The sequence below is a fragment of the Actinomadura decatromicini genome, assembly GCF_008121305.1.
Taxonomy (GTDB): domain Bacteria; phylum Actinomycetota; class Actinomycetes; order Streptosporangiales; family Streptosporangiaceae; genus Spirillospora; species Spirillospora syzygii.
In genome coordinates, this window is record NZ_VSRQ01000007.1 from 567,063 (window position 1) to 589,205 (window position 22,143).

Consider the following 22,143-nt stretch of genomic DNA (forward strand, 5'->3'; position numbering starts at 1 on the left):
TTGGGGGGTCGCCCCCCAGTAGACTACGGCGCCAGCATTTCCGCCGTCAGATTCGCCTCGGTTCCCGGAATTCCCTGGTCTCCGGCGCGTTTGTCGGCCATGGCGAGGAGGCGGCGGATTCGTCCGGCGATGGCGTCCTTGGTGAGGGGCGGGTCGGCGAGCTGGCCGAGTTCCTCCAGGGACGCCTGCTTGTGCTCAAGGCGGAGCCGTCCGGCGTTGACGAGGTGCTCGGGGGCGTCGTCGCCGAGGATCTCCAGGGCGCGGGCGACGCGGGCGCCGGCGGCGACGGCGGCGCGGGCGGAGCGGCGGAGGTTGGCGTCGTCGAAGTTCGCGAGCCGGTTGGCGGTGGCGCGGACCTCGCGGCGCATCCGGCGCTCCTCCCAGGCGAGGACGCTGTCGTGGGCGCCGAGCCGGGTGAGGAGGGCGCTGATGGCGTCGCCGTCCCGGACGACGACGCGGTCGACGCCGCGGACCTCGCGGGCCTTGGCGTGGATCTTGAGGCGACGGGCGGCGCCGACGAGGGCGAGCGCCGCCTCGGGGCCGGGGCAGGTCACCTCCATCGACATGGACCGGCCGGGCTCGGTGAGGGAGCCGTGCGCGAGGAACGCGCCGCGCCACGCGGACTCGGCGTCGCAGGCGGCGCCCGCGACGACGTGCCGGGGCAGCCCGCGGACGGGCCGCCCGTTGTTGTCGATCAGGCCGGTCTGCCGGGCGAGCGACTCGCCGTCCCGGAAGACGCGGACGACGTACCGGTTGCCTTTACGCAGTCCGCTCGGCGCGAGCACGACGACCTCGGAGGTGTGCCCGAACACCTCCGCGATGTCCTTGATCAGGCGCCGTGCCGCGACCCCGGTGTCGATCTCGGCCTCGATCACGATCCGCCCGCTGACCAGGTGCAGCCCCCCCGCGAACCGCAGCAGCGTCGAGACCTCGGCCTTGCGGCAGCACGGCTTCATGATCGTGAGCCTGCTCAGCTCGTCCTTGACCACACCGGTCATCGCCATCTGTTGACCCCTCCCCCTATCGGACTCCCAGCAGTCTGGCCGATCCCGGCCGCGCCGGTCGTCACTGGCTGAAAACTTGTACGAAGGCTTGGGCCAGTCGAGCCGGTTCATGACGCGGCGACCCGTCGTCGGCGGCGACGTCGGCGAGGACGAGCCGCCCGCCGATCTCCTGCGCCGCCTTGTCGAGGGCGGCCGGGTCGTCCACGATGCCGCCGTCGGCGAGGACGACGTCCACGGTCAGGTCGGGGGCGTGGGCGCGCAGGACCTCCAGGTGGGTCTGCGGGGAGAAGTCGTCGGTCTCGCCGGGCTGCGGCGCGAGGTTCAGCGCGACGACGCGGCGCGCGCGGCAGGAGACGAGGGCGCGGGCCAGCGCCGGGACCTTCAGGTGCGGCAGCACGCTGGTGAACCAGGACCCGGGGCCGAACACGATCCAGTCGGCGTCCTCGACCGCGGCGAGCGCCTCGGGGCAGGCGGGCGGGTCGGCGGGCACGAGCGACACCCCGAGCACGCTGCCGGGCGTCTTCGCGCACGCGACCTGCCCTTTGACGTGCGTGATCTCGTCGGGGCGGCACGGGTCGGCGCCGCGCACCTCGGCGACGATGTCCATCGGGACGGCCGCCATCGGCAGCACCCGGCCGTGCGCGCCGAGCAGCCGTCCGACCCAGTCGAGCCCGGCGACGGTCGAGCCGGGCGCGTCGCCGCCGAGCAGCTCCCACAGCGCGACGATGAGGAGGTTGCCGACGGCGTGCCCCTGCAGGTCGCCCTCGCTGCGGAACCGGTGCTGGACGACGTCGCGCCATGTCTGGCCCCACTCGTCGTCGCCGCACAGGGCGGCGAGCGCCATGCGCAGGTCGCCGGGCGGCAGCACGCCGAGCTCACGGCGCAGCCGGCCGCTGGACCCGCCGTCGTCGGCGACCGTGACGATGGCGGTCAGCCGGTCGGTGACGCGGCGCAGCGCCGACAGCGAGGCGTACAGGCCGTGGCCGCCGCCGAGCGCGACGACCTTCGGTCCGCCGGTCTCCACCGTGCCGATCGCCTCCTCGTCCGGGGTCCCGCGCGGAGCCCCGCCGGGAAGGTCACTCGCGGCCGAGGTCACGGTGGGCGACCTGCACCTCGATGCCCTCGTCCCGCAGCCGCGCGGCGATCTGTTCCGCCATGGCCACACTACGGTGTTTGCCGCCGGTACATCCCACGGCGAGGGTCACGTAGTGCTTGCCCTCCCGCTCGTAGCCGTCGGCGAGGAGCCGCAGGACGTCGGTGTAGGAGTCCAGGAACTCCTTCGCGCCGCGCTGTCCGAGCACGTAGTCGCGGACGGCGGCGTCGCGGCCCGTCTTCGGGCGCAGCTCCGGCACCCAGTGCGGGTTCGGCAGGAACCGGCAGTCGACGACGAGGTCGGCATCGACCGGCAAGCCGTACTTGTATCCGAACGACACGACGGTGGCGCGAAGGCTCGACTCGCCGGTGTCGTTGCCGAAGAACCCGATGATCTTGTTGCGCAGCTCGTGCACGTTGAGCCCGCTCGTGTCGATCACGAGGTCGGCCTCGGCGCGGACCTCGCGGACGAGCTCCCGCTCCCGCGCGATGCCGTCGACGAGGCGGCCGTCGCCCTGCAGCGGGTGCGGCCGCCGGACGCTCTCGAACCGGCGCACCAGGTCGGCGTCGTTCGCCTCCAGGAACACCACCCGCGGGTGGACGCCGCGCGCTTCGAGCTCGGCGATGGAGGAGTGCAGGTCCTCGGTGAACGCGCGGCTGCGCACGTCGACGACGACGGCGATGCGGGGCACCGCGTCCTTCACCCGGCCGCCGAGGTCGGCCATCGTCGCCAGCAGCCCCGGCGGCAGGTTGTCGACCACGAACCAGTCGAGGTCTTCGAGTGACTTGGCCGCGGTGCTGCGGCCGGCCCCGGACATACCGGTGACTATCACGATGTCCGGGATCTTCGTCTCGCTGGTCATGACCGTCTCCCCGTGTGCTCCCCGTCGCCGCCATTCCCCGTGCCGCCGCCCGCGCCGCCGCGCGGCGGGGCGCCGTGCAGCGCGGCGACGATGCTCTCCGCGCTGCGCATGCCGATCCCCGGGACCTCGGCGACCTGCTCGGGCGTCGCGTCCTTCAGCCGCTTCAGCGAGCCGAAGTGCTTCAGCAGCGCCGCGCGCCGCGCCGGGCCCAGACCCGGAACGTTATCGAGTTCGCTCACCGTCATGGACCTCGACCGCCGCTGCCGGTGGAAGGTGATGGCGAACCGGTGCGCCTCGTCCCGCACCCGCTGGACGAGGAACATGCCCTCGCTGTTGCGCGGCAGGATCACCGGGTCGGCGTCGCCGGGCAGCCAGATCTCCTCCAGCCGCTTGGCGATGCCGCAGACGGCGATGTCGTCGACGCCGAGCTCGTCCAAGGCGCGCTGCGCGGCGGCGACCTGCGGCGGGCCGCCGTCGACGATCACCAGGTTGGGCGGGTAGGCGAACTTGCGCGGCCTGCCGGTCTCCGGGTCGATCGGCTGGTGCGCACCCTCTTCGTCCGGATCCCCGAGGTGGTCGAGCTCCCCCATCTTCTCGCTCTCGGCGAGGTAGCGCTTGAACCTGCGGGTGATGACCTCGTGGATGGAGCGGACGTCGTCCTGCCCCTGGACGGCCTTGATCGTGAACCGGCGGTACTCGCTCTTGCGGGCGAGGCCGTCCTCGAACACGACCATCGACGCGACCACGTCGTTGCCCTGGAGGTTGGACACGTCGTAGCACTCGATGCGCAGCGGCGCGTCGTCGAGTTCGAGGGCGTCCTGGATCTCCTGGAGGGCGCGGCTGCGGGTCGTCAGGTCGGACGCGCGGCGCGTCTTGTGCTGCTTGAGCGCCTCGTGCGCGTTGCGCGCCACCGTCTCCAGCAGGGCCTTCTTGTCGCCGCGCTGCGGGACGCGCAGCCGGACCGGCCCGCCCCGCTGCTCCTCCAGCAGCTCGGTCATCGCGCCCTCCTCCGGCGGCAGGGCCGGGACGAGCACCTCCCGCGGCACCGATTCGCTCTCGCTGTAGATCTGGATGAGGAAGTTCTCGACGAGGTCGGCGGTGGTGACGTCCTCGACCTTGTCGACGACCCAGCCGCGCTGCCCGCGGATGCGCCCGGCGCGCACGTAGAACACCTGGACGGCGGCCTCCAGCTCGTCCTCCGCGAAGGCGATCATGTCGCAGTCGGTGCGGTCGGGCAGGACGACGGCCTGCTTCTCCAGCGCCCGCTCCAGCGCGCGGACGTCGTCGCGGAGCCGGGCGGCGCGCTCGTACTCCTGCGACGCGGCGGCATCGCGCATGTCGCGTTCGAGGCGCTTGATGAACCGGGACGTGTTGCCCGCCATGAAGTCGCAGAAGTCCTCGGCGAGGAGGCGGTGCTCGTCCGGGGAGACGCGGCCGACGCAGGGCGCCGAGCACTTGCCGATGTAGCCGAGCAGGCAGGGGCGGTCGAGCTGGTGCTGCCGCTTGAACACGCCCGCGCTGCACGTCCGGACCGGGAACACGCGCAGGAGCTGGTCGACCGTCTCGCGGATCGCCCACGCGTGGGAGTACGGCCCGAAATAGCGCACGCCCCTCCGCTTCGCGCCCCGCATCACCATCACCCTCGGAAAATCCTCGTTCAGGGTGACGGCGAGGTAGGGATACGACTTGTCGTCCCGGTAACGGACGTTGAACCGGGGGTCGAACTCCTTGATCCAGGAGTACTCCAGTTGGAGGGCCTCGACCTCGGTGGAGACGACCGTCCAGTCGACGCGGGCGGCGGTCTGCACCATCGTCTGCGTGCGGGGATGCAGCGCGGAGAAGTCGGCGAAGTAGGAGTTGAGCCGCTGCCGCAGGCTCTTGGCCTTCCCCACGTAGATGACCCGGCCGTGCTCGTCGCGGAACCGGTACACCCCTGGGGACTCGGGGATGGAGCCGGGTGCGGGTCGGTAGGTCGCCGGATCTGCCACGTTCAGAAGCCTAGTAGCCGCCACCGACACACCGCGCCGGACGGCGGGCCGGACCGTCGGCGAGGCCCGGCCCGCCGTCCCGCGGCGCTCAGGCGAGCGTGATCTTCCCGCCCTCGACGGTGATCCGCTTCTCCTCCAGCGGCTCGTCCGCGGGCGGGTTCGCCACCGAACCGTCCGCGATCTTGAACTTGCTGCCGTGGCAGGGGCAGTTGATCGTGCCGCCCGACACCGAGCCGACGTCGCAGCCCCGGTGGGTGCACTTGGACGAGTACGCCTTGAACTCGCCCTGCGTCGGCTGGCAGACGACGACCTTCGCGTCCTTGAACACCTTGCCACCGCCGACCGGGATCTCGGCCGCCGACCCGAGCGCCGTGCCCCCGCCGCCCTGCCGTCCGCCGCCCGCGCCCCCGCCGCCGGAGCCGCCCGCCTCGTCGTCCCCCGACCCGCCGCACGCGGCGGCGAGCCCGGCGATCCCCGCGAGCCCCGCCCCGATGAGAAGCCCTCTGCGCGTGCCGCCCCCGGCCGGCGCGTCCTCCGACGCCCGTACCGGCTCGTCAACCTGCGTCTCGGACTCCTGTGGCATTGCCGTCCTCCCGGTGACATCTCGGTTCCCGTCGGTCACCGTAAGAACGTACGCCCTGCGGAGATGGTTCAATTCGGAACCACATCGGCGGGGCGGGACGCTCAGGTGACGACGATCGCGCCGTCCTTGACCTGCACCGGGTACTCGGTCAGCGCCCGGTCGGCCGGGCCGCGCCGCACCGATCCATCGGCGATCTTGAACTCGCTGCCGTGGCAGGGGCATTTGATCAGGCCGCCGGAGACGCTCCCGACCGTGCACCCCTGGTGCGTGCACACCGCCGTGAACGCCTTGAACGACCCCTGGGTCGGCTGCGTCACGACGACCTTCTCGGCGCCGTTGATCTTGCCGCCGCCGACCGGGACGTCCGCGACCTTGGCGACCTCCTTGCCCTTGAGGTCGGCCGCGGACTTCTCCCCGTCCCCGCCCCCGCACCCGGCGAGCACGGCGACCCCCACGATCGCACCCCCGCACAACAACCCCCGCCGCCCGACTCCCCCGCCGCCAGGCACAACTTCATCACTCATGCTCCCCATGATCCTGGACCCCGCCCCACACGCCACACCGACCCGCCCGTGCTCACACGCAACATCCGCGTAGACCGACTCCACCCCTACCGGACGGAAGCTGAGCCGGGGCCACGGTTCGTGCGGCCGGAGGCGCCCCAGCGCCGGAGGCCGCACGAACCGCGGAGCGAGGGGCCGTTTCCCGAGAGCGACCGCGATTCGGGAAACGGCCCCTCGCGACCAACGGGGGTTCCAGGGGGTCGCCCCCCTGGGCAAACACAGCCCCCCTGGGCTAACACAAGATCTTTTTGAGGAATTGGCCCGTGTGGCTGGCTTCGACTTCGGCGATGTCCTCGGGGGTGCCGGTGGCGACCACGGTGCCGCCGCGGGAGCCGCCCTCGGGGCCCATGTCGATGATCCAGTCGGCGGTCTTGATGACGTCGAGGTTGTGCTCGATGACGATCACCGTGTTGCCCTTGTCGACCAGGCCGTTAAGGACGCCGAGGAGCTTGTTGATGTCCTCGAAGTGGAGGCCGGTGGTCGGCTCGTCCAGGACGTAGATGGTGCGTCCGGTCGAGCGCTTCTGCAGTTCGGACGCCAGCTTGACACGCTGCGCCTCGCCGCCGGACAGGGTCGGCGCGGGCTGCCCCAGCCGGACGTACCCGAGCCCGACGTCGTTGAGCGTCTTCAGGTGCCGGTGGATCGCGGTGACGGGCTCGAAGAACTCCGTGGCCTGCTCGATCGGCATGTCGAGCACCTCGGAGATCGTCTTGCCCTTGTAGTGGACCTCCAGGGTCTCCCGGTTGTAGCGGGCGCCGTGGCAGACCTCGCACGGGACGTAGACGTCCGGCAGGAAGTTCATCTCGATCTTGATGGTGCCGTCGCCGGAGCAGTTCTCGCAGCGGCCGCCCTTGACGTTGAAGGAGAACCGGCCCGGCTGGTAGCCGCGCACCTTCGCCTCGGTGGTCTGCGCGAACAGCTTGCGGATGTGGTCGAACACGCCGGTGTAGGTCGCCGGGTTGGACCGCGGGGTGCGGCCGATCGGCGACTGGTCGACGTGGACGACCTTGTCGAGCTGGTCGACGCCGTTGACCCGCTTGTGCTTGCCGGGGACCGTCCGCGCGCCGTTCAGCTTCTTCGCCAGCGAGCTGTACAGGATGTCGTTGACCAGCGTGGACTTGCCGGAGCCCGACACGCCGGTGACGGCGGTGAGCACGCCGAGCGGGAACGCCACGTCGACGTCGCGCAGGTTGTTCTGCTGGGCGCCCTTGACGGTGACCTCGCGGCCCTTGGTGCGCGGCCGCCGGATCTCCGGGACGGCGATCTCGCGCCGCCCGGCCAGGTACGCCCCGGTCAGCGACCGCTCGGAGCTCTTCAGGTCGTCGACGGTGCCGGACACGACGATCTCGCCGCCGTGCTCGCCCGCGCGCGGGCCGATGTCGACGACCCAGTCGGCGGCGGCGATGGTGTCCTCGTCGTGCTCGACGACGATCAGCGTGTTGCCCATGTCGCGGAGCCGGAGCAGCGTCTCCAGCAGGCGGTGGTTGTCGCGCTGGTGCAGGCCGATGGACGGCTCGTCCAGCACGTAGAGGACGCCGACCAGCCCGGAGCCGATCTGCGTGGCGAGCCGGATGCGCTGCGCCTCGCCGCCCGCCAGCGTGGCGGACGCGCGGTCGAGCGTGAGGTAGTCGAGGCCGACGTCGAGCAGGAACCCGAGCCGGGCGTTGATCTCCTTGAGGACGCGCTCGGCGATGTGCGTCTCGCGCTCGTTCAGGTCGAGGGCGAGCAAGAACTTCGCGGCCTCCCCGATCGGCAGCGCGGCGACCTCGGCGATCGACATCCCGCCCATGGTGACGGCGAGCACGACCGGCTTGAGCCGGGCGCCCTCGCACGTCGGGCACGGGATCTCGCGCATGTAGCCCTCGAACTTCTCCCGGCTGGTGTCGCTCTCGGACTCGGCGTGCCTCCGCTGGATGTAGGGGATGACGCCTTCGTAGGCGGTGTAGTAGGACCTCGTCCGGCCGTAGCGGTTCTTGTAGCGGACGTGGACCTGCGTCTCGTGCCCGTTCAGGATGGCCTTGCGCGCCTTGGCGGGCAGCTTCTCCCACGGGGTGTTCAGGTCGAAGCCCATCGCGTCGCCCAGCGCGGACAGCAGGCGCAGGAAGTAGTCGCTCACGTGCCCGTTCGACCACGGCTGGATCGCGCCCTCGCCGAGGCTGAGCTCGACGTCCGGCACGACGAGCTCCGGGTCGACCTCCATGCGCGTGCCGAGACCGGTGCAGTCGGGGCAGGCGCCGTAGGGCGAGTTGAACGAGAACGACCTGGGCTCGAGCTCCTCGAACGACAGGTCGTCGTAGGGGCAGTAGAGGTGCTCGGAGTACATCCGGGTGCGCTGCTCGTCGTCTTCGGGCAGGTCGACGAAGTCGAGGACGATCGTCCCGCCCGCGAGGCCGAGCGCCGTCTCCACCGAGTCGGCGAGCCGCTGCCGCGCCGAGTCCTTCACGGAGAGCCGGTCGACCACGACGGAGATGTCGTGCTTCTCCTGCTTCTTGAGCTTGGGCGGGTCGTCGAGGCGGACGGTCCGCCCGTCGACCAGCGCCCGCGAGTAGCCCTTCGACTGCAGCTCGCGGAACAGCTCCAGGTATTCGCCCTTGCGCCCGCGGATGACGGGCGCGAGCACCTGGAAGCGGGTGCCGGGCTCCAGCTCCAGCACCCGGTCGACGATCTGCTGCGGCGCCTGCCTGCTGATCGGGCGGCCGCACTCGGGACAGTGCGGGTGGCCGATCCGGGCGTAGAGCAGCCGCAGGTAGTCGTAGACCTCGGTGATCGTGCCGACCGTCGAGCGCGGGTTCTTGCTGGTCGACTTCTGGTCGATCGACACCGCCGGGGACAGGCCCTCGATGAAGTCGACGTCGGGCTTGTCCATCTGCCCGAGGAACTGCCGGGCGTAGGCCGACAGCGACTCCACGTACCGGCGCTGGCCCTCCGCGAAGATCGTGTCGAAGGCCAGGCTCGACTTCCCGGAACCGGACAGACCGGTGAACACGATCATGGCGTCCCGCGGCAGGTCGAGCGAGACGTCCTTCAGGTTGTGCTCGCGTGCTCCACGCACGATGAGTCGGTCATGCACGGCGTTGTTCCGGTTCCTCTTCTGGCGCGACGGCGGGTGGAGACATGTCGGTCTCAAGGCTAGCCAGGGGGTACGACAGAATCCCCCGAGTGAGTAACAGCGCCGGCCCCCGGCGCATTTCACGATGCTCCCCGCCCGTCCCCGGAGGTCCGGGCGGCACTACCGCACCGTACACGTGTTCGAACACTGCCCGCCACCGAAACCCCGCTCCGGACGGGCTCCGGTCAGCGCGGGCGGAGGCCGTCGAGGACGAGGCCCAGCGTGCGACGGCGCAGGTCGGCGGACCAGCCGGCGGCCAGCGCGCCGTGGGCGGTGGCCGTGACCAGGGCCATGACCTCGTCCAGCCGGGCGTCCGGGCGGACCGCGCCGGCTTCCTGGGCGGCGGCCAGGAGGGCGCCGAACGCCTGGGTGAGGGCCTTGATCTGCTCGCCCGGCTCGACGGCCGTGCCCTCCTCGGCGAGGGCGCCGACGACGGTCCCGATCTCGGCCGAGCTCTCCACCAGATAGGTGAAGTAGTCGAAGAAGGCGGTGGCCGGGTCGCCGTCCGCGATGAGGGCGTCCGCCCGGTCGACGAGGCGCCGCCGGAGCAGCTTCATGATCGCGGCCAGCAGGTCCCGCTTGGTCGGGAAGTGGCGGAAGACCGTCCCGATCGCGACGCCCGCGCGGGAGGCGACCTCCTCGGTGGACGCGGCGGCGCCGCGCTCGGCGAAGACCTCCTCGGCGGCGGCGAGGATGCGGGCGCGGTTGCGGCGGGCGTCGGCGCGCATGGGCCTGCTCGGTGTCATTGGTCCGTCCGTTGACAAGATGAGTCCCGACTCATATTTTGCAAGATGAGTCCCAGCTCATCTTAGTCGCGACCGGAGGTACGCCATGTCCACGTCCCCGTCCACGTCTACGTCCATGCCGGGTCCTCGGGAGCTGTTCGAGCGGTTCCAGCGCAACGCGCTCGAAGGGCGGGCCGGGCTGGACGAGGGGATGCTGGCCGAGGACGTCGTGGTCGAGATGCCGTTCGCGCCCGGCGGCGAAGGGCGTCGCGCGGAGGGACGCGCGGCCATCGCGGCCCGGCTGCGCGAGGGCCGCGCGGCGCTGCCCGTCGTGTTCGAGGAGTTCCGGGACGTGGTGATCCACGAGACCGCCGACCCGGAGGTGATCGTCGCGGAGTACGAGATCGTGGCCTCGGTCCCGGCGACGGGCAGGCGGGCGTCGGCGAACTTCGTCGCGGTGGTCCGGGCCAGGGGCGGGCGGGTCGTCCACTGGCGCGAGTACCAGGACCACGCGGCGATCGCCGCGGCGGTGGCGTAAGTCACCCGTCGTCGAGCGCGAAGGACAGGTAGCGGTCGGCGGAGCGGCGGACGGCCTCCTTCCCGTCCGTGTAGACGATCTTCCTCCACCAGGCGCCGTACACGCGGTCGAAGTCGTAGGGCTCCAGCAGCCGCAGGGCGCGGCGCACCGTCCGCGGGCGCTCCGGGATGAAGTTCGGGTACGAGTACATGAAGCTCAGCCAGTCGCGGTCGTTGACGACCTGGAGGATGTCGCCGGAGAACACGGCGCGTCCGTCCCGCCAGTGCAGCACCTGCCCGCCCGCGAAGTGGACGCCCGCGTTGATCAGCGTGAGGCCCTCGGCCAGCTCGTGGGTGTCGCCCTCCCAGTAGACGACCGCGTCGTCGGGACGGGCCACCCACCGCCGGTCGGCCGCGTGGATGTAGACGGGCGCGTCGAACGCGTGCGCCCACTCGATCATGCTGCCGTAGAAGTGCGGATGGCTGATCGCGATGGCGGAGACCCCGCCCAGCTCGTTCACCTCCCGGATCATGTCGTCGTCCAGGTGCGTGGTCGAGTCCCAGAGGACGTTGCCGGACGGCGCCCGCACGAGCAGGGCCCGCTGGCCGATCGCGGTGGGCGGCTCGACGCCGATCCCGACGACGTCCGGGCCCTCCTCGGCGATCCGGCCGCGGTGGTCGGCGCGCAGGGCCTCCAGGGTCGTCCAGCGCTGGCCGTCCCAGCCGACGTACTGCCGCTCGTCCTCGCAGATCGGGCAGTCCGGACGGGCCTCGCCGTACTGGACGCCGCAGGTCACGCAGATGGGTAGGTCCATGATCGCCATTCTGTGGCATCGGGCGCGGCCGGTGCGACAGGATGGAGGCCCGTTCGATGAAGTTGGGGGCGCCATGGCCTGGGAAGAGATGATCGATCGGCTGGACGCGGGCGCGGCGCGCGTCGTCGCCACGCTGTCCGGACTCGGCGACCAGGACATGCGCGCCCCGTCCGCGCTGCCCGGCTGGAGCCGCGGCCACGTCGCCACGCACCTCGCGCGCAACGCCGACTCGCTCTGGAACCTGCTCGAATGGGCGCGGACGGGCGTCGAGGTCCCGCAGTACCCGAGCGTGGACGCCCGCAACGCCGACGTCGAGGCGGGCGCCGGACGCGACCGGGACGCGCTGGTCGAGGACGTCCGGGCGACGGCGGCGCGGCTGTCGGAGCAGGCGCGGACGCTGCCCGACGCCGCCTGGGACGCGACCGTCAAGGCGATGGCGGGCTACGCGCATCCGGCCTGGTACACGCTGTACCGGCGGTGGCACGAGGTGGAGGCCCACCACGTCGACCTCGCCGCCGGGTACGGCCCCGCCGACTGGCCCGAGCCGTACGTCCGGTGGGCGCTCGGCGCGACGCTCGCCGACATCGCCGCGCTGTCGCCGAAGCTGCGCGGCGAGCTGGAGGGGCACCGGATCACCGCGACCGACTACGGCGAGTCCGCCGACCTCGGCAGGCCGCCGGGCGGGCCGGAGGCGTCCGGGTCGGGGCGGGCGGTGCTCGGCTGGCTGTCCGGCCGCTCGGACGGCGCCGGGGTGAGCCTGCGCCCGGACGGCCCGCTGCCCGTCCCGCCGCCCTGGCCGCACGAGCCCTCGGGTTTCTCGGCCGCGCGCCTCTGAACCGGCGCGGCGCGGTCAGTCGGCGTCGTGGCCCGCGAGGCGGTGCAGGGCGTCCACCGAGCGGACGACGATCGAGCCGCGCGCCACGGTGAGCCCGCCGCGGACCGGCTCGGCGGCGAGGATCTGCGCGACCTTCCGGCGGCCCATCCCGGCCCAGCGGCCGAGGTCCTGCTGGGACAGCGGGACGCGGACCTCGACGCCGCCGTCCGCCGCGGCCGGCCGCTCGGCCACCCCGTCGGGGCGGTCCTCCTTGACGGGCGCGCCGAAGCGGGCGACGAGGCGGAGCAACCGCCCGGCGAGGCGGCGCTCCGGGGCGTCGGGAAAGTGCGCGAGGCGCAGCTCGTCGGAGTCGCGGAGCCGCCCGGCGAGGACGGCGGCGACGGCCCACACCGCGCCGGGATGCGCGTCGAGGACGCGGCGGAACCGCGCGGCGGGCAGCACGAGGGCCTCCACCCGGGTGAGCGCCTCGGCGTTGGCGTGCCGGACGCCGCCGTCCGCGGCCTCGACCTCGCCGACCAGGTCGCCGGGGCCGAGGACGTCCAGGATCGCGGTCTCGCCGTCCCGGTCCGCCCACACCTTGACCGCCCCGGCGCGCAGCACGAACACCTGGGACGCGCGGGTGTGCTCGCGCGTCAGGAACGCGCCCGGCCTGATCACCACCGGGGCGCCCGCGTCCCGCAGCGCCTCCCGTGCGCGCGGGGGCAGCGCGTCCCAGAAGGGGGTGGTCTCCATCCGGCCTCCTCCGCCGCGGGCGGGGGCACGGTCCCGCAGATCCGTTCGATGATCTCGTGCCCCGTGGTCCAGTGAACGCGGCGCCGGGCCGGCGGACTACGTCTTTCGTCACAAGTCGGGGCGTCACATGTCGAGGGAGCCGTCCGATTCGAGCCAGCTGTCGAGGGCGCGGACGCGGCGGACGCAGTCGGCCGCCGCGACGTGGTCGCCGAGCGCGAGGTGGGAGTCGCGCAGCAGCTCCAGCGCCCGCCGCAGGCCGCGCTGGTCGTCCATGTCGCGGCGGACGACGATCTCGGCGTTGACGTGCTCGACCGCGCGGGCGTGCTTGCCGAGCAGCCGGCACGCGCGGGCCATGGTGTGCAGCGAGTACGCCTGCTCGCGGGTGTCGCCGAGCTCGGTGGCGAGGTCGAGGGCGCGGCGCCCGGCGTCCAGGGCGTCGTCGGCGCGGCCGAGGTCGAGGTGGATCGCGGCGAGGTGGACCAGCGCCGTCCCCTCGCTGTGCCGGTCGCCGACCTCCCCCAGGTATTGCAGCGCCTCCAACTCGCGTTCGAGGGCCTCCTCGGGACGTCCCGCGCGGCGCAGCACGGCGGCGAGGGTGTCCATGCCGACGCCGAGGCCGTACCAGTCGCCGCCCTCCCGGCGGATCTTCAGCGCCTGCCGGGCGGCGCGCTCGGCGTCCTCGGGCAGGCCGAGCCGCGAGTAGGTGCGGGCGAGGCTGCCGAGCGTCCCGGCCATGCCGCCCTGCGCGCCCAGCCGGTGCCACAGGTCGAGGGCCTCCAGGCCGAGGACGAACGCCTCCCGGTGCCGGCCGAGCCGCCGCATGGCGACCGACAGGTGCTCCAGGTCGTTGGCCTCGCCGTGCTGGTCGCCGATCTCGCGGCGGATCTCCAGGGCGCGCAGCAGGTGCTCGCGCGCCTCCCGGTACCGGCCGAGCCGCCAGTGGACGATCCCGATCTGCGACAGCGCCTCCGCCTCGCCGTGCCGGTCGCTGGTCTCGCGGTGCAGCCGCAGCGCCTGCCCGCAGTAGGTGAACGCCTCGGCGAACTTCGCGGCGTCGCACATCAGCATGCCGAGCGTGGTCAGCGCGCGGGCCTCGCCGTGCCGCGCGCCCACGGCGCGGTAGGTGCGCAGGGCCTGCTCGGCGTCCTGCTGGGCCATGTCGCGGAGGCCGAGCGCGGCGTTCATGCGGGCCAGCTCCGTCAGCGCCTGCGCCGCGCCGTGCATGTCGGCGAGCTCCTGCCGGATGTAGAGGGCCTCCAGCGCGTGCGACACCGCCTCGTGGACGTTCCCCTGCCGCCGGTGGACCTGCGCGACGGTGAGCAGCGTCTCGGCCACGCCCGGCTCGTCGCCGATCAGCCGCCGCGCGCCGAGCGCCTCGGCGGCGTGCGCGAGCGCGGCCTCGTAGTCGCCGAGCCCGAGGCAGGCGCGGGCGAGGGTGTCGTGGGCCCGCGCGACGCCCGCCTCGCCGCCCCCGCCTTCCCCCTCCCGCAGCTCCTCGTGGATGGCGAGGGAGCGGCGCGCGTGCTCGATGCCAGTCAGGTAGCGGCCGAGCGCCACGTGCACGTCGGCGAGGGTGGCGAGCGCCGCCGCCTGCCCGTACCGGTTCGGCGGGTCGACGGCGCGGAACCCGCGGCGCGCGTCCTCCCCGTACCCGATGGCCTGGACGGAGTCGCCCAGCTCAAAGTGCGCGATCGCCAGGTTGTGCAGCATGACGGCGGCGGCCGCCCAGTCCTCCTCGGTGCGGGCAGCGTGCAGGCCCGCCTGGTGGACGGCGATGTTGTCCTCGCTGTAGCGGCGGAACTCCTGGAAGTCGAACAGGGCGTCGGCGAGCTCCCAGCACGTCCGGTGCAGGCCGAGCCGGGCGGCCTGGTGGACGGCGGCGACCAGGTTCCGCCGCTCGGCCTCGAACCAGGCGAGCGCGGCGGCGCGCTCGTCCCCGGCGGGCGGCCGCTCCCGCCGCTCGCCCCGGTGCACGGCCGGGCGGGGCCGTCCGGCGAGCGCCGCGCCCGCCGCGCGCGCCTCGGCGAGGTAGCCCGCGAGCAGCCGCCGCTGCGCCGCCTGGAGCTCGCCGTCGGAGTCCTCGCGCAGGCCGCGCTGGCGGGCGAAGTCGCGGAGCAGGTCGTGCATCCGGTAGCGGCCGGGCCCGACGTCGTGGACCAGGTACGCCTGCCGCAGGCCCTCCAGGCACTCGCTCGCCTCCGCGACGGTGCGGTCCTGGAGGGCGGCGAGCGCGGACGCGGTGAAGTCCGGGCCCGCGACCAGGCCGAGGCGGCGGAACGCCTCCCGCTGGTCGCGGCGCAGGCTCCGGTAGGCGACGTCGAACGTCGGGCTGAGCACCGCGTGCAGGCCCGGTCCGGACGCGCCGTGCGCGGTGCTCTCGGCGAGGCCCGTCCCCGCGAGGCCCTCGCCGTAGGGCGGGGCGTCGCCGCCGTCCCGCGCGGCCAGCTCCCGGACGGTCGCCGCGATCGACTCGCCCGGGTTCTCCGCCAGCCGGCCCGCCATGACGCCGAGCGCCAGCGGCAGGTGCCCGCACTCCCGGGCCAGCCGGACGACGGCGCGGTCCTCGTCGCGGACGCGGGCGTCCCCCGGCCCGAGCACGTTGGAGATCAGGTCGACGGCCTCCTGCGTCGCCATCTCGCGCAGCTCCAGCGTCCGGACGTCGGCGCCCTCCAGCAGCGCGGGCAGCCGCCGCCGGCTCGTCACCACGACCAGCCCGGACGTCGCCGCCGCCAGCAGCGGCCTGATCTGCTCCGGCCGGGCCGCGTTGTCGAGGATCAGCAGCATCCGCCGGTCGGCGAGCAGCGACCGGCACTGCGCGGCGAGCTCGGCCTCGGCGCGCGGGAGCTGGTCGCCGGGCACGCCCGCGGCGCGCAGCACCTGGCCCATCGCCTCCGCCGGGGTGACCGAGCCGCGGGCCGTGCCGCGCAGGTCGGCGAACAGGACGCCGTCCGGGAACCGGTCGACGACCCGGTGCGCCCAGTGCACAGCGAGCGTCGTCTTGCCGACCCCGGCCATCCCCTGGACGATCACCGCGCGCGGCCACTGCGACTGGCCGACCAGCAGGTCGAGCTTGCCGAGGCTGATCGTCCGGCCCGCGAAGTAGGGGTTGTCGGCGGGCAGCCGGACGACCCGCGCCGGACGTTCCGCGGCCCGGCCGCCCGCGCGGCCGCCCGGCCGGCCGCCGGCCCGGCCGTCCTCGAGCCGGACCGGCTGGCGCGCGGCGATCCCCGCGTCCCCCTCCGGCCCGGGACGCGCCGCGACCGCCTCCGCCTCGGCGGCGGGCCACTCGTCCCCCCACGGGCTCGCGGCGAGGCGCAGGCGCTCGACGTCGAGGACGGTCAGCGGCCGCGGCCGCCGGTCGAGGATGCCCCGTGTGCGCCACAGCCGGAACCAGCGGACGAGCGTCTCGCGCGAGATCCCCGCCCAGTTCGCCAGCTCCGCCTGGCTCAGCCGCAGCGGGATCCGGACGCCCTGCCCCGGCGCAGGCTCGCCGAACCGGTGGACGAGCTCCAGCAGGTGGTAGGCGAGCCGCTGCGGATGGTCGGCGGCCCGCACCGCGTGCCGCCGCCCGCCGAACGTCACGCTCTCCGCGAGCGCGTGCATCATCGCCTCGGCGACCTGCGGGCTCGCGGCGAGCAGGCTGCGGAACTTGCGGCGGTCCACGCGCAGCGCCGCGACGTGGTCGAGCGCGGCGACCGTGCCGCGCTGCGGATGCCCCCACGGGCCGAGGACGCCGACGAGGTCCCCCGCGCCGAACAGGTCGATGATCGACTCGTCGCCGTCGCTGGAGTCGACGAACTCCTTGGCGACCGCGTTGCTCGCCGCCCGCGGCGACGCCTTGAACACCACGTACACGGCGGGCGCGACCGACCCCTGGTGGCACAGCATGCCGCCGGGCGGGATGTCGGTGCGCCGCCCCATCGCGCGCAGCGCCTGCCGGTCGGTGGGGGCGAGCCGCGCCCAGAAGCTGCCCGGCCGGACGTCCAGGCTGAAGCGCGGGGCCGCGCCGCCGTCCCGGCCGTCGTCGAGCCCGTGGTCGAGGCCGTGGCCGATCACCCGGTCATCCCTCCCGTCACGTCATCGACCCTCCCGTCACGTCATCGACGCCGCCAGCGTCCAGAACAGGAACAGCACCGACGTCGCCACCGACCACGCGACGGCCTGCCAGGACAGCTCGCCGCAGCGGTGCGCCGCCGACAGCAGCCGGCGCAGCTCGGCGTCGCGGACGCGGGCGTCCAGCGCGGTGGCGGAGCCGAACGGCGTCCACGGCGCGGACGGGTCGAGCGGCGCGCCGGTCCGGCCGCGGACCCCGGCGAGCACGGTCAGCAGCGTCCGCCGGGACCGGACCGCATAGCCCGCGGACACGGCGAACGAGGCGGCGAGGACGGGCAGCAGCGCCAGCGCGGCCGGGCCCGGCGAGCCGGCCGCGAGCCGGGACGCGGTCCCGGCCAGCACCAGCGCGAGGAAGACCGCGGCGACGGCGGAGTCCCGGCCGCAGAGCCGGACCAGCGTGCAGGCGTGCTGGAGCAGCTCCTCCGGCCGCTCCCCGGCGGCCCGCTCCTCGCTCGCACCCTCTTTGTCCGGCTTGTCCCGGTCCGGGCCGGGACGGAACGTGATCACCAAACCTTTCACCGTCCTCCCGCATGTCCTGATCTTTCCACGTCCATGGTGCGCCGGTGGGAAAAGGATTTCCGTCCCCGGGCGCACGGTTCGGTTGCGTCTGGTGACGCATTCAGCCTGAGGCACCGGGCGGCGGGCCGGGCGCGGCGGCCGATGATGGAAGATGGTCTCCGCACCAGCGACGGGGAGGACCCATGACCTACACCGGGAACGTCGAAGTCGGCGGCAGGCCCGACGTCCGGGAGCTGCCCGGCCTGCGGGTCACGAAGGTGGCGGTCGGGCCGTACGACAACAACGCCTACATCCTGCGCTGCACCGCGACCGGGGAGCAGCTGCTGATCGACGCGGCGAACGAGGCGTCCCGGCTGCTTGAGCTGATCGGCGACGGCCCGCTGGCGCGCATCGTCACCACCCACCGCCACCAGGACCACTGGCAGGCGCTGAGCGAGGTGGCGCGGGCGACCGGCGCGCCCGTCGTCGCCCATCCCCGGGACGCCGAGCCGCTGCCCGAGCCGGTCGCCGAGCCCGTCGAGCACGGCGCGACGGTCCGCGTGGGGCGGGCGACGCTCGACGTCATCCACCTGCGCGGGCACACGCCCGGTTCGATCGCGCTGCTGTACGACGCGGGCGGCGAGCTGGCCGACCGCCCGCACCTGTTCACCGGCGACAGCCTGTTCCCCGGCGGCGTCGGCAACACCTGGGGCGACCCGACGCGCTTCAGGCGGCTCCTCGCCGACGTCGAGGGGCGCGTGTTCGACCGGCTCCCGGACGCCACCTGGTTCTACCCCGGCCACGGCAAGGACTCGACGCTCGGCCGCGAGCGCCCCTCGCTCCCCCAGTGGCGCGACCGGGGCTGGTGACACCGCGGGTCACCGCCCGGACCACCGGAACAATCCCACCCGGGCCGCCGGAACAAGCGGACCGGGGCGTTCGTTTGCCAAAGCACTCGACACGGGGGCCGACACCGGGAGACGACCATCCGCGAACGCCACGAGCCCGCTCCGGGCCCCGCGCTGCGCTACCCCGCGGGCTCACTGGTGCTCGTCGCCGGGCTTCCGGGGGCCGGCAAGAGCACGCTGCTCGACCGCCTGTACGGGCTGCGCGGCGACGAGACGTCGCCGGTGCCGGACGGCGACGTCCGGGTGATCGACTCGCGCCAGTCGCGGAACTGGTGGGCGCGGTTCCTGCGGCCGCTGCCCGTCCGGCTGCGGACGCCGCTCGTCCACGCGACGCACGTCTGGCGCATCGGCCGCGCGATCCTCGCGGGGCACGGCGTCGTCGCGCACACGCGCGGGACCTGGCCGCACGTCCTGTACTGCTTCGCGTGGCTGGCGCGGCGGCGCGGGAACCGGCTGCACCTCATCCTCATCGACGTCGACCCGGAGACGGCGCGGGCGGGCCAGGTCGCGCGGGGGCGGGCGGTCACGTCCGCCGCGTTCGCCCGGCACTGCCGCCGCTGGGGCCCGATCGTCGACCGGGCCCGGGACGGCGACCCGCCCCCGCCCGCGGCGGGCGTCACCGTCCTCGACCGCGACGCCGCCGACAGGCTCCGGGCCATCCACTTCACCGCAGGGCGCTGAACCACCGGACGATCCGCGCGGTGCCCGCGATGTTCGACCCGAGGTGGCGCGACCCCTCGTGGACCGTGTCGCCCACGTCGATGATCGGGACGCGCACGCCGCGCTCGGCGAACCAGGCGGCGCACCGGTCGGCGTTCGCGGTCACGGCCTGCTCGTCCTCGCTGATCTTGTAGAGGCGGATCGGGACGCGCGGCGTCCAGGCCGTGCAGACCTCCGCGTCCTCGCGCAGCGCCGCCGCGAACGTGCCGGACGGGTGGCGCAGCGCGTCCATGCCGTCCTCGGTGAGCAGCTCGCCGAGGCTGCGCGGCAGGCTCTCCACCACGACCGATCCGGGCGTGGTGGAGTCGAAGAGCTTCTCGACGCGGCTCGCGTAGGGCTCGCGGAACACGTCCGACGGCGTCCGGTACATGCCGCCGTGGACGCGGTTCCACGAGACGAACATGTACGACACGTAGACGACGGCGTACTCCTCGGGCATGCCGCCGTCCAGGACGGCGCGCCGCTCGGCGCCCCCGAAGTCGTAGGCGCCGCTGACCGGGGCGACCGCGCGGAGCCGGAAGCGCGGGTCGGCGCCGCCCTGGAGCGCGCGGGCCAGCCCGAGGGCGGACGACGCGCCCTGCGAGAACCCGGTGACGAGGACGTCGCCGTCCAGCGCGCGTCCCCGGCGCGGCGCGTACTGGCGGGCCGCGCGGAGCATGTCGAGCGCGGCGGACGTCTCGGACGGCACGTGCTTCCACGGATGCGCGCCGGGCCCCTCGCCGAGGCCGAGGTAGTCGGGCGCCACGGCCGCGAACCCGGCGGCGGCGTAGGTGACGGCCGGGCCGGGGCCCCAGACGTCGTCGGACGTCGAGGGGGCGTCGCCCTTGTAGATCTCCGTCCCGTGCGTGTAGGAGACCGTGCGCAGGCGGCGCTCGCCGCTCCGGGGCAGGACGAGCAGGCCGCTGGCGGTGGTGGCGCGGCCTCGGGTGTCGATCGTCCGGCAGACGAGGCGGTATGTGTCCACGCCGTACCGGACGGACGCGGCGTCGAACTTCTCCGACGCCAGCCACGTGCGGACCTCGGCCGCGGTCATCGTCTTCAGGTGCGTCGCGGAGACGAGCCGGCCGCGCTCGGCGTGGTGGCCGACGGCGGCGGGCCGGGGCAGGGCGTTCGCGGGCGCGGCCCCGGCGGCCAGGACCGCGGCGGCGGCCACGAGCCCCGCGGTCAGGCGGGTTGCGGTGCGTGTCATGGGCTCCAGCGTTTCGCCGGACGCGCCGGACCCGCATCGCGCCGGACGGTGATCTCCGCACCGCTACCCAGGCATGGGATGGGCGGCCGGCGCGTAGTTCCTCTGTAGGGTCGTGGCAGGTCGAGCGGAGTGGCAGGTCGAGCGGAGAGGCGGGAGCATGGCGCAGCGGGTACGCGGGGTGGTCGCACCGGGCAAGGGGCAGCCGGTGCGGATCGAGACGGTCGTCGTCCCGGACCCGGGACCGGGCGAGGCGGTCGTCCGGGTCCGGGCGTGCGGGGTCTGCCACACCGACCTCCACTACCGCGAGGGCGGCATCAACGACGAGTTCCCGTTCCTGCTCGGGCACGAGGCCGCCGGGACGGTCGAGTCCGTGGGCGACGGCGTGACCGAGGTGGCGCCCGGCGACTTCGTCGTCCTGAACTGGCGGGCGGTGTGCGGGCAGTGCCGCGCCTGCCTGCGCGGACGCCCCTGGTACTGCTTCGACACCCACAACGCGACGCAGAAGATGACCCTGGAGGACGGCACCGGGCTGTCGCCCGCGCTCGGCATCGGCGCGTTCGCCGACAAGACGCTCGTCGCCGCCGGGCAGTGCACGAAGGTCGACCCGGCGGCGAAGGCCGAGGTCGCCGGGCTGCTCGGCTGCGGCGTGATGGCCGGGCTCGGCGCGGCGCTCAACACCGGCGGGGTCGGCCGGGGCGACTCGGTCGCGGTCATCGGCTGCGGCGGCGTCGGCGCGGCGGCGGTGCTCGGCGCGCGGCTCGCCGGGGCCGCGACGATCATCGCGGTCGACCTCGACGAGCGGAAGCTCACCACCGCGTCCGCGCTCGGCGCGACCCACGTCGTTGACGCCCGGGACCGGGACGTCGTCGCGACCGTGCGGGAGCTGACCGGCGGGTTCGGCGCGGACGTCGTGATCGACGCGGTCGGCCGTCCGGAGACCTACGAGCAGGCGTTCTACGCCCGCGACCTCGCCGGGACGGTCGTGCTCGTCGGCGTCCCCACCCCGGAGATGAGGCTGGAGCTCCCGCTGCTGGACGTGTTCGGGCGCGGCGGGTCGCTGAAGTCGTCCTGGTACGGCGACTGCCTGCCGTCCCGCGACTTCCCCATGCTCATCGACCTCTACCTGCAAGGGCGCCTCGACCTGGACGCCTTCGTGTCCGAGACGATCGGGCTGGACGACGTCGAGGCCGCGTTCGAGAAGATGAACCACGGCGACGTCCTCCGCTCGGTGGTGGTGCTCTGATGACGGCGGCGCGCGTCGACCGGGTCGTCACGTCCGGGACGTTCTCCCTCGACGGCGGGACGTGGGAGGTCGACAACAACGTCTGGATCGTCGGCGACGACGCCGAGGCGATCGTCATCGACGCGGCGCACGACGCGGACGCGATCGCGGCGGCGGTCGGCGGTCGGCGGCTGCTCGCGATCGTGTCCACGCACGGGCATGACGACCACATCGACGCGGCGCCCGGGCTCCGGTCCCGCACGGGCGCGCCCGTCCTGCTCCACCCGGACGACCTGATGCTGTGGAAGCAGCGCCATCCCGGCACCGACCCGGACGGCGAGCTGTCCGACGGCCAGGTGATCCCGGTGGCGGGGACGGAGCTGACCGTCCTGCACACGCCGGGCCACTCCCCCGGCGCGGTGTGCCTGCACGCCCCGGGGCTCGGCGCCGTGTTCTCCGGCGACACGCTGTTCAACGGCGGGCCGGGCGCGACCGGCCGCTCGTTCTCCGACTTCCCGACGATCATCGCCTCGATCCGCGACCGGCTCCTGACGCTCCCGGCCGCCACCGAGGTCCGGACGGGCCACGGCGACGCGACCACCATCGGCGCCGAGGCCCCGCATCTGGACGAGTGGATCGCCCGCGGCCACTGACCCGGACGGGTTAGT

General features: G+C 73.8%; 19 protein-coding genes. 6 read left to right on the forward strand and 13 right to left on the reverse strand.

The genetic code is table 11. The annotated features are described in order from the left end of the window. Positions 1-23: 23 nt before the first annotated feature. The 8 genes from whiA to FXF68_RS32665 all read right to left on the reverse strand — a co-directional run bounded on the left by whiA (position 24) and on the right by FXF68_RS32665 (position 9,948). Complete coding sequence (whiA, locus tag FXF68_RS32630) at positions 24-1,004, reverse strand: DNA-binding protein WhiA (RefSeq protein WP_148766004.1); 981 nt, start codon at positions 1,002-1,004, stop codon at positions 24-26. A gap of 61 nt (positions 1,005-1,065) precedes the next feature. Continuing rightward, positions 1,066-2,037 carry a gluconeogenesis factor YvcK family protein gene (locus FXF68_RS32635; RefSeq protein ID WP_187438213.1) on the reverse strand — a complete coding sequence of 324 codons (972 nt, stop codon included), beginning with the start codon at positions 2,035-2,037 and terminating at the stop codon, positions 1,066-1,068. A 43-nt stretch (positions 2,038-2,080) separates the two neighbouring features. Continuing rightward, a complete protein-coding gene (gene rapZ / locus FXF68_RS32640; protein ID WP_067887154.1) occupies positions 2,081-2,959 on the reverse strand; it encodes an RNase adapter RapZ in 879 nt (292 codons plus the stop codon). Continuing rightward, positions 2,956-4,947 carry an excinuclease ABC subunit UvrC gene (gene uvrC / locus FXF68_RS32645; RefSeq protein WP_148766006.1) on the reverse strand — a complete coding sequence of 664 codons (1,992 nt, stop codon included), beginning with the start codon at positions 4,945-4,947 and terminating at the stop codon, positions 2,956-2,958. The genes rapZ and uvrC overlap by 4 nt, the downstream gene beginning before the upstream one ends. 88 nt (positions 4,948-5,035) lie before the next feature. Continuing rightward, the gene (locus FXF68_RS32650) at positions 5,036-5,530 is read right to left on the reverse strand and encodes a Rieske (2Fe-2S) protein (protein WP_148766008.1); all 495 of its coding nucleotides are present in this window, start codon (positions 5,528-5,530) and stop codon (positions 5,036-5,038) included. 101 nt (positions 5,531-5,631) lie between these two features. After that, entirely contained in the window at positions 5,632-6,054 is a 423-nt protein-coding gene (locus tag FXF68_RS32655) for a Rieske (2Fe-2S) protein (protein WP_342787204.1), read from the reverse strand. Positions 6,055-6,325: 271 nt separating this feature from the next. After that, entirely contained in the window at positions 6,326-9,163 is a 2,838-nt protein-coding gene (uvrA, locus tag FXF68_RS32660; RefSeq protein WP_148766012.1) for an excinuclease ABC subunit UvrA, read from the reverse strand. A gap of 224 nt (positions 9,164-9,387) precedes the next feature. Continuing rightward, a complete protein-coding gene (locus FXF68_RS32665; RefSeq protein WP_148766014.1) occupies positions 9,388-9,948 on the reverse strand; it encodes a TetR/AcrR family transcriptional regulator in 561 nt (186 codons plus the stop codon). An 85-nt stretch (positions 9,949-10,033) separates the two neighbouring features. Here FXF68_RS32665 and FXF68_RS32670 point away from each other — a divergent pair, with 85 nt between their 5' ends. After that, positions 10,034-10,465, forward strand: a complete 432-nt coding sequence (locus FXF68_RS32670) for a nuclear transport factor 2 family protein (RefSeq protein ID WP_187438204.1) — start codon at positions 10,034-10,036, stop codon at positions 10,463-10,465. 1 nt (position 10,466) lies between these two features. On the opposite strand, the gene FXF68_RS32675 is transcribed toward FXF68_RS32670, so the two are convergent. Beyond that, positions 10,467-11,258, reverse strand: coding sequence for an MBL fold metallo-hydrolase (locus FXF68_RS32675; RefSeq protein ID WP_222870172.1), 792 nt, complete (start codon positions 11,256-11,258; stop codon positions 10,467-10,469). A 73-nt stretch (positions 11,259-11,331) separates the two neighbouring features. Between FXF68_RS32675 and FXF68_RS32680 the strand changes: the two genes are divergently transcribed. Then, entirely contained in the window at positions 11,332-12,093 is a 762-nt protein-coding gene (locus FXF68_RS32680; protein ID WP_187438205.1) for a maleylpyruvate isomerase family mycothiol-dependent enzyme, read from the forward strand. Positions 12,094-12,108: 15 nt separating this feature from the next. On the opposite strand, the gene FXF68_RS32685 is transcribed toward FXF68_RS32680, so the two are convergent. The 3 genes from FXF68_RS32685 to FXF68_RS32695 all read right to left on the reverse strand — a co-directional run bounded on the left by FXF68_RS32685 (position 12,109) and on the right by FXF68_RS32695 (position 17,457). Continuing rightward, the gene (locus FXF68_RS32685; RefSeq protein ID WP_148766021.1) at positions 12,109-12,825 is read right to left on the reverse strand and encodes a Crp/Fnr family transcriptional regulator; all 717 of its coding nucleotides are present in this window, start codon (positions 12,823-12,825) and stop codon (positions 12,109-12,111) included. 123 nt (positions 12,826-12,948) lie between these two features. Next, positions 12,949-16,881 carry a tetratricopeptide repeat protein gene (locus FXF68_RS32690; RefSeq protein ID WP_148766023.1) on the reverse strand — a complete coding sequence of 1,311 codons (3,933 nt, stop codon included), beginning with the start codon at positions 16,879-16,881 and terminating at the stop codon, positions 12,949-12,951. A 36-nt stretch (positions 16,882-16,917) separates the two neighbouring features. Then, complete coding sequence (locus tag FXF68_RS32695; protein WP_148766025.1) at positions 16,918-17,457, reverse strand: hypothetical protein; 540 nt, start codon at positions 17,455-17,457, stop codon at positions 16,918-16,920. A 182-nt stretch (positions 17,458-17,639) separates the two neighbouring features. On the opposite strand from FXF68_RS32695, the gene FXF68_RS32700 reads away from it, so the two are divergent. After that, positions 17,640-18,305 carry an MBL fold metallo-hydrolase gene (locus FXF68_RS32700; protein ID WP_148766027.1) on the forward strand — a complete coding sequence of 222 codons (666 nt, stop codon included), beginning with the start codon at positions 17,640-17,642 and terminating at the stop codon, positions 18,303-18,305. A gap of 177 nt (positions 18,306-18,482) precedes the next feature. Next, positions 18,483-19,025, forward strand: a complete 543-nt coding sequence (locus FXF68_RS32705; RefSeq protein ID WP_246179067.1) for an ATP-binding protein — start codon at positions 18,483-18,485, stop codon at positions 19,023-19,025. Here FXF68_RS32705 and FXF68_RS32710 read toward each other — a convergent pair. Beyond that, a complete protein-coding gene (locus tag FXF68_RS32710) occupies positions 19,009-20,253 on the reverse strand; it encodes an alpha/beta hydrolase (RefSeq protein ID WP_148766031.1) in 1,245 nt (414 codons plus the stop codon). The genes FXF68_RS32705 and FXF68_RS32710 overlap by 17 nt on opposite strands. 157 nt (positions 20,254-20,410) lie before the next feature. Between FXF68_RS32710 and FXF68_RS32715 the strand changes: the two genes are divergently transcribed. Continuing rightward, positions 20,411-21,496, forward strand: a complete 1,086-nt coding sequence (locus FXF68_RS32715) for an S-(hydroxymethyl)mycothiol dehydrogenase (RefSeq protein ID WP_148766033.1) — start codon at positions 20,411-20,413, stop codon at positions 21,494-21,496. Next, positions 21,496-22,128, forward strand: a complete 633-nt coding sequence (locus FXF68_RS32720) for an MBL fold metallo-hydrolase (protein ID WP_148766035.1) — start codon at positions 21,496-21,498, stop codon at positions 22,126-22,128. Before FXF68_RS32715 ends, FXF68_RS32720 begins: the two co-directional genes overlap by 1 nt. Positions 22,129-22,143 lie beyond the last annotated feature (15 nt).

Excerpts from the sequence above, each read along its gene's own strand:
- whiA (WP_148766004.1), bottom strand. The coding sequence starts at position 1,004 with ATGGCGATGACCGGTGTGGTCAAGGACGAGCTGAGCAGGCTCACGATC.
- rapZ (WP_067887154.1), bottom strand. The coding sequence starts at position 2,959 with ATGACCAGCGAGACGAAGATCCCGGACATCGTGATAGTCACCGGTATG.
- FXF68_RS32650 (WP_148766008.1), bottom strand. The coding sequence starts at position 5,530 with ATGCCACAGGAGTCCGAGACGCAGGTTGACGAGCCGGTACGGGCGTCG.
- FXF68_RS32655 (WP_342787204.1), bottom strand. The coding sequence starts at position 6,054 with ATGAGTGATGAAGTTGTGCCTGGCGGCGGGGGAGTCGGGCGGCGGGGG.
- FXF68_RS32665 (WP_148766014.1), bottom strand. The coding sequence starts at position 9,948 with ATGACACCGAGCAGGCCCATGCGCGCCGACGCCCGCCGCAACCGCGCC.
- FXF68_RS32670 (WP_187438204.1), top strand. The coding sequence starts at position 10,034 with ATGTCCACGTCCCCGTCCACGTCTACGTCCATGCCGGGTCCTCGGGAG.
- FXF68_RS32675 (WP_222870172.1), bottom strand. The coding sequence starts at position 11,258 with ATGGACCTACCCATCTGCGTGACCTGCGGCGTCCAGTACGGCGAGGCC.
- FXF68_RS32680 (WP_187438205.1), top strand. The coding sequence starts at position 11,332 with ATGGCCTGGGAAGAGATGATCGATCGGCTGGACGCGGGCGCGGCGCGC.
- FXF68_RS32685 (WP_148766021.1), bottom strand. The coding sequence starts at position 12,825 with ATGGAGACCACCCCCTTCTGGGACGCGCTGCCCCCGCGCGCACGGGAG.
- FXF68_RS32700 (WP_148766027.1), top strand. The coding sequence starts at position 17,640 with ATGACCTACACCGGGAACGTCGAAGTCGGCGGCAGGCCCGACGTCCGG.
- FXF68_RS32710 (WP_148766031.1), bottom strand. The coding sequence starts at position 20,253 with ATGACACGCACCGCAACCCGCCTGACCGCGGGGCTCGTGGCCGCCGCC.
- FXF68_RS32715 (WP_148766033.1), top strand. The coding sequence starts at position 20,411 with ATGGCGCAGCGGGTACGCGGGGTGGTCGCACCGGGCAAGGGGCAGCCG.
- FXF68_RS32720 (WP_148766035.1), top strand. The coding sequence starts at position 21,496 with ATGACGGCGGCGCGCGTCGACCGGGTCGTCACGTCCGGGACGTTCTCC.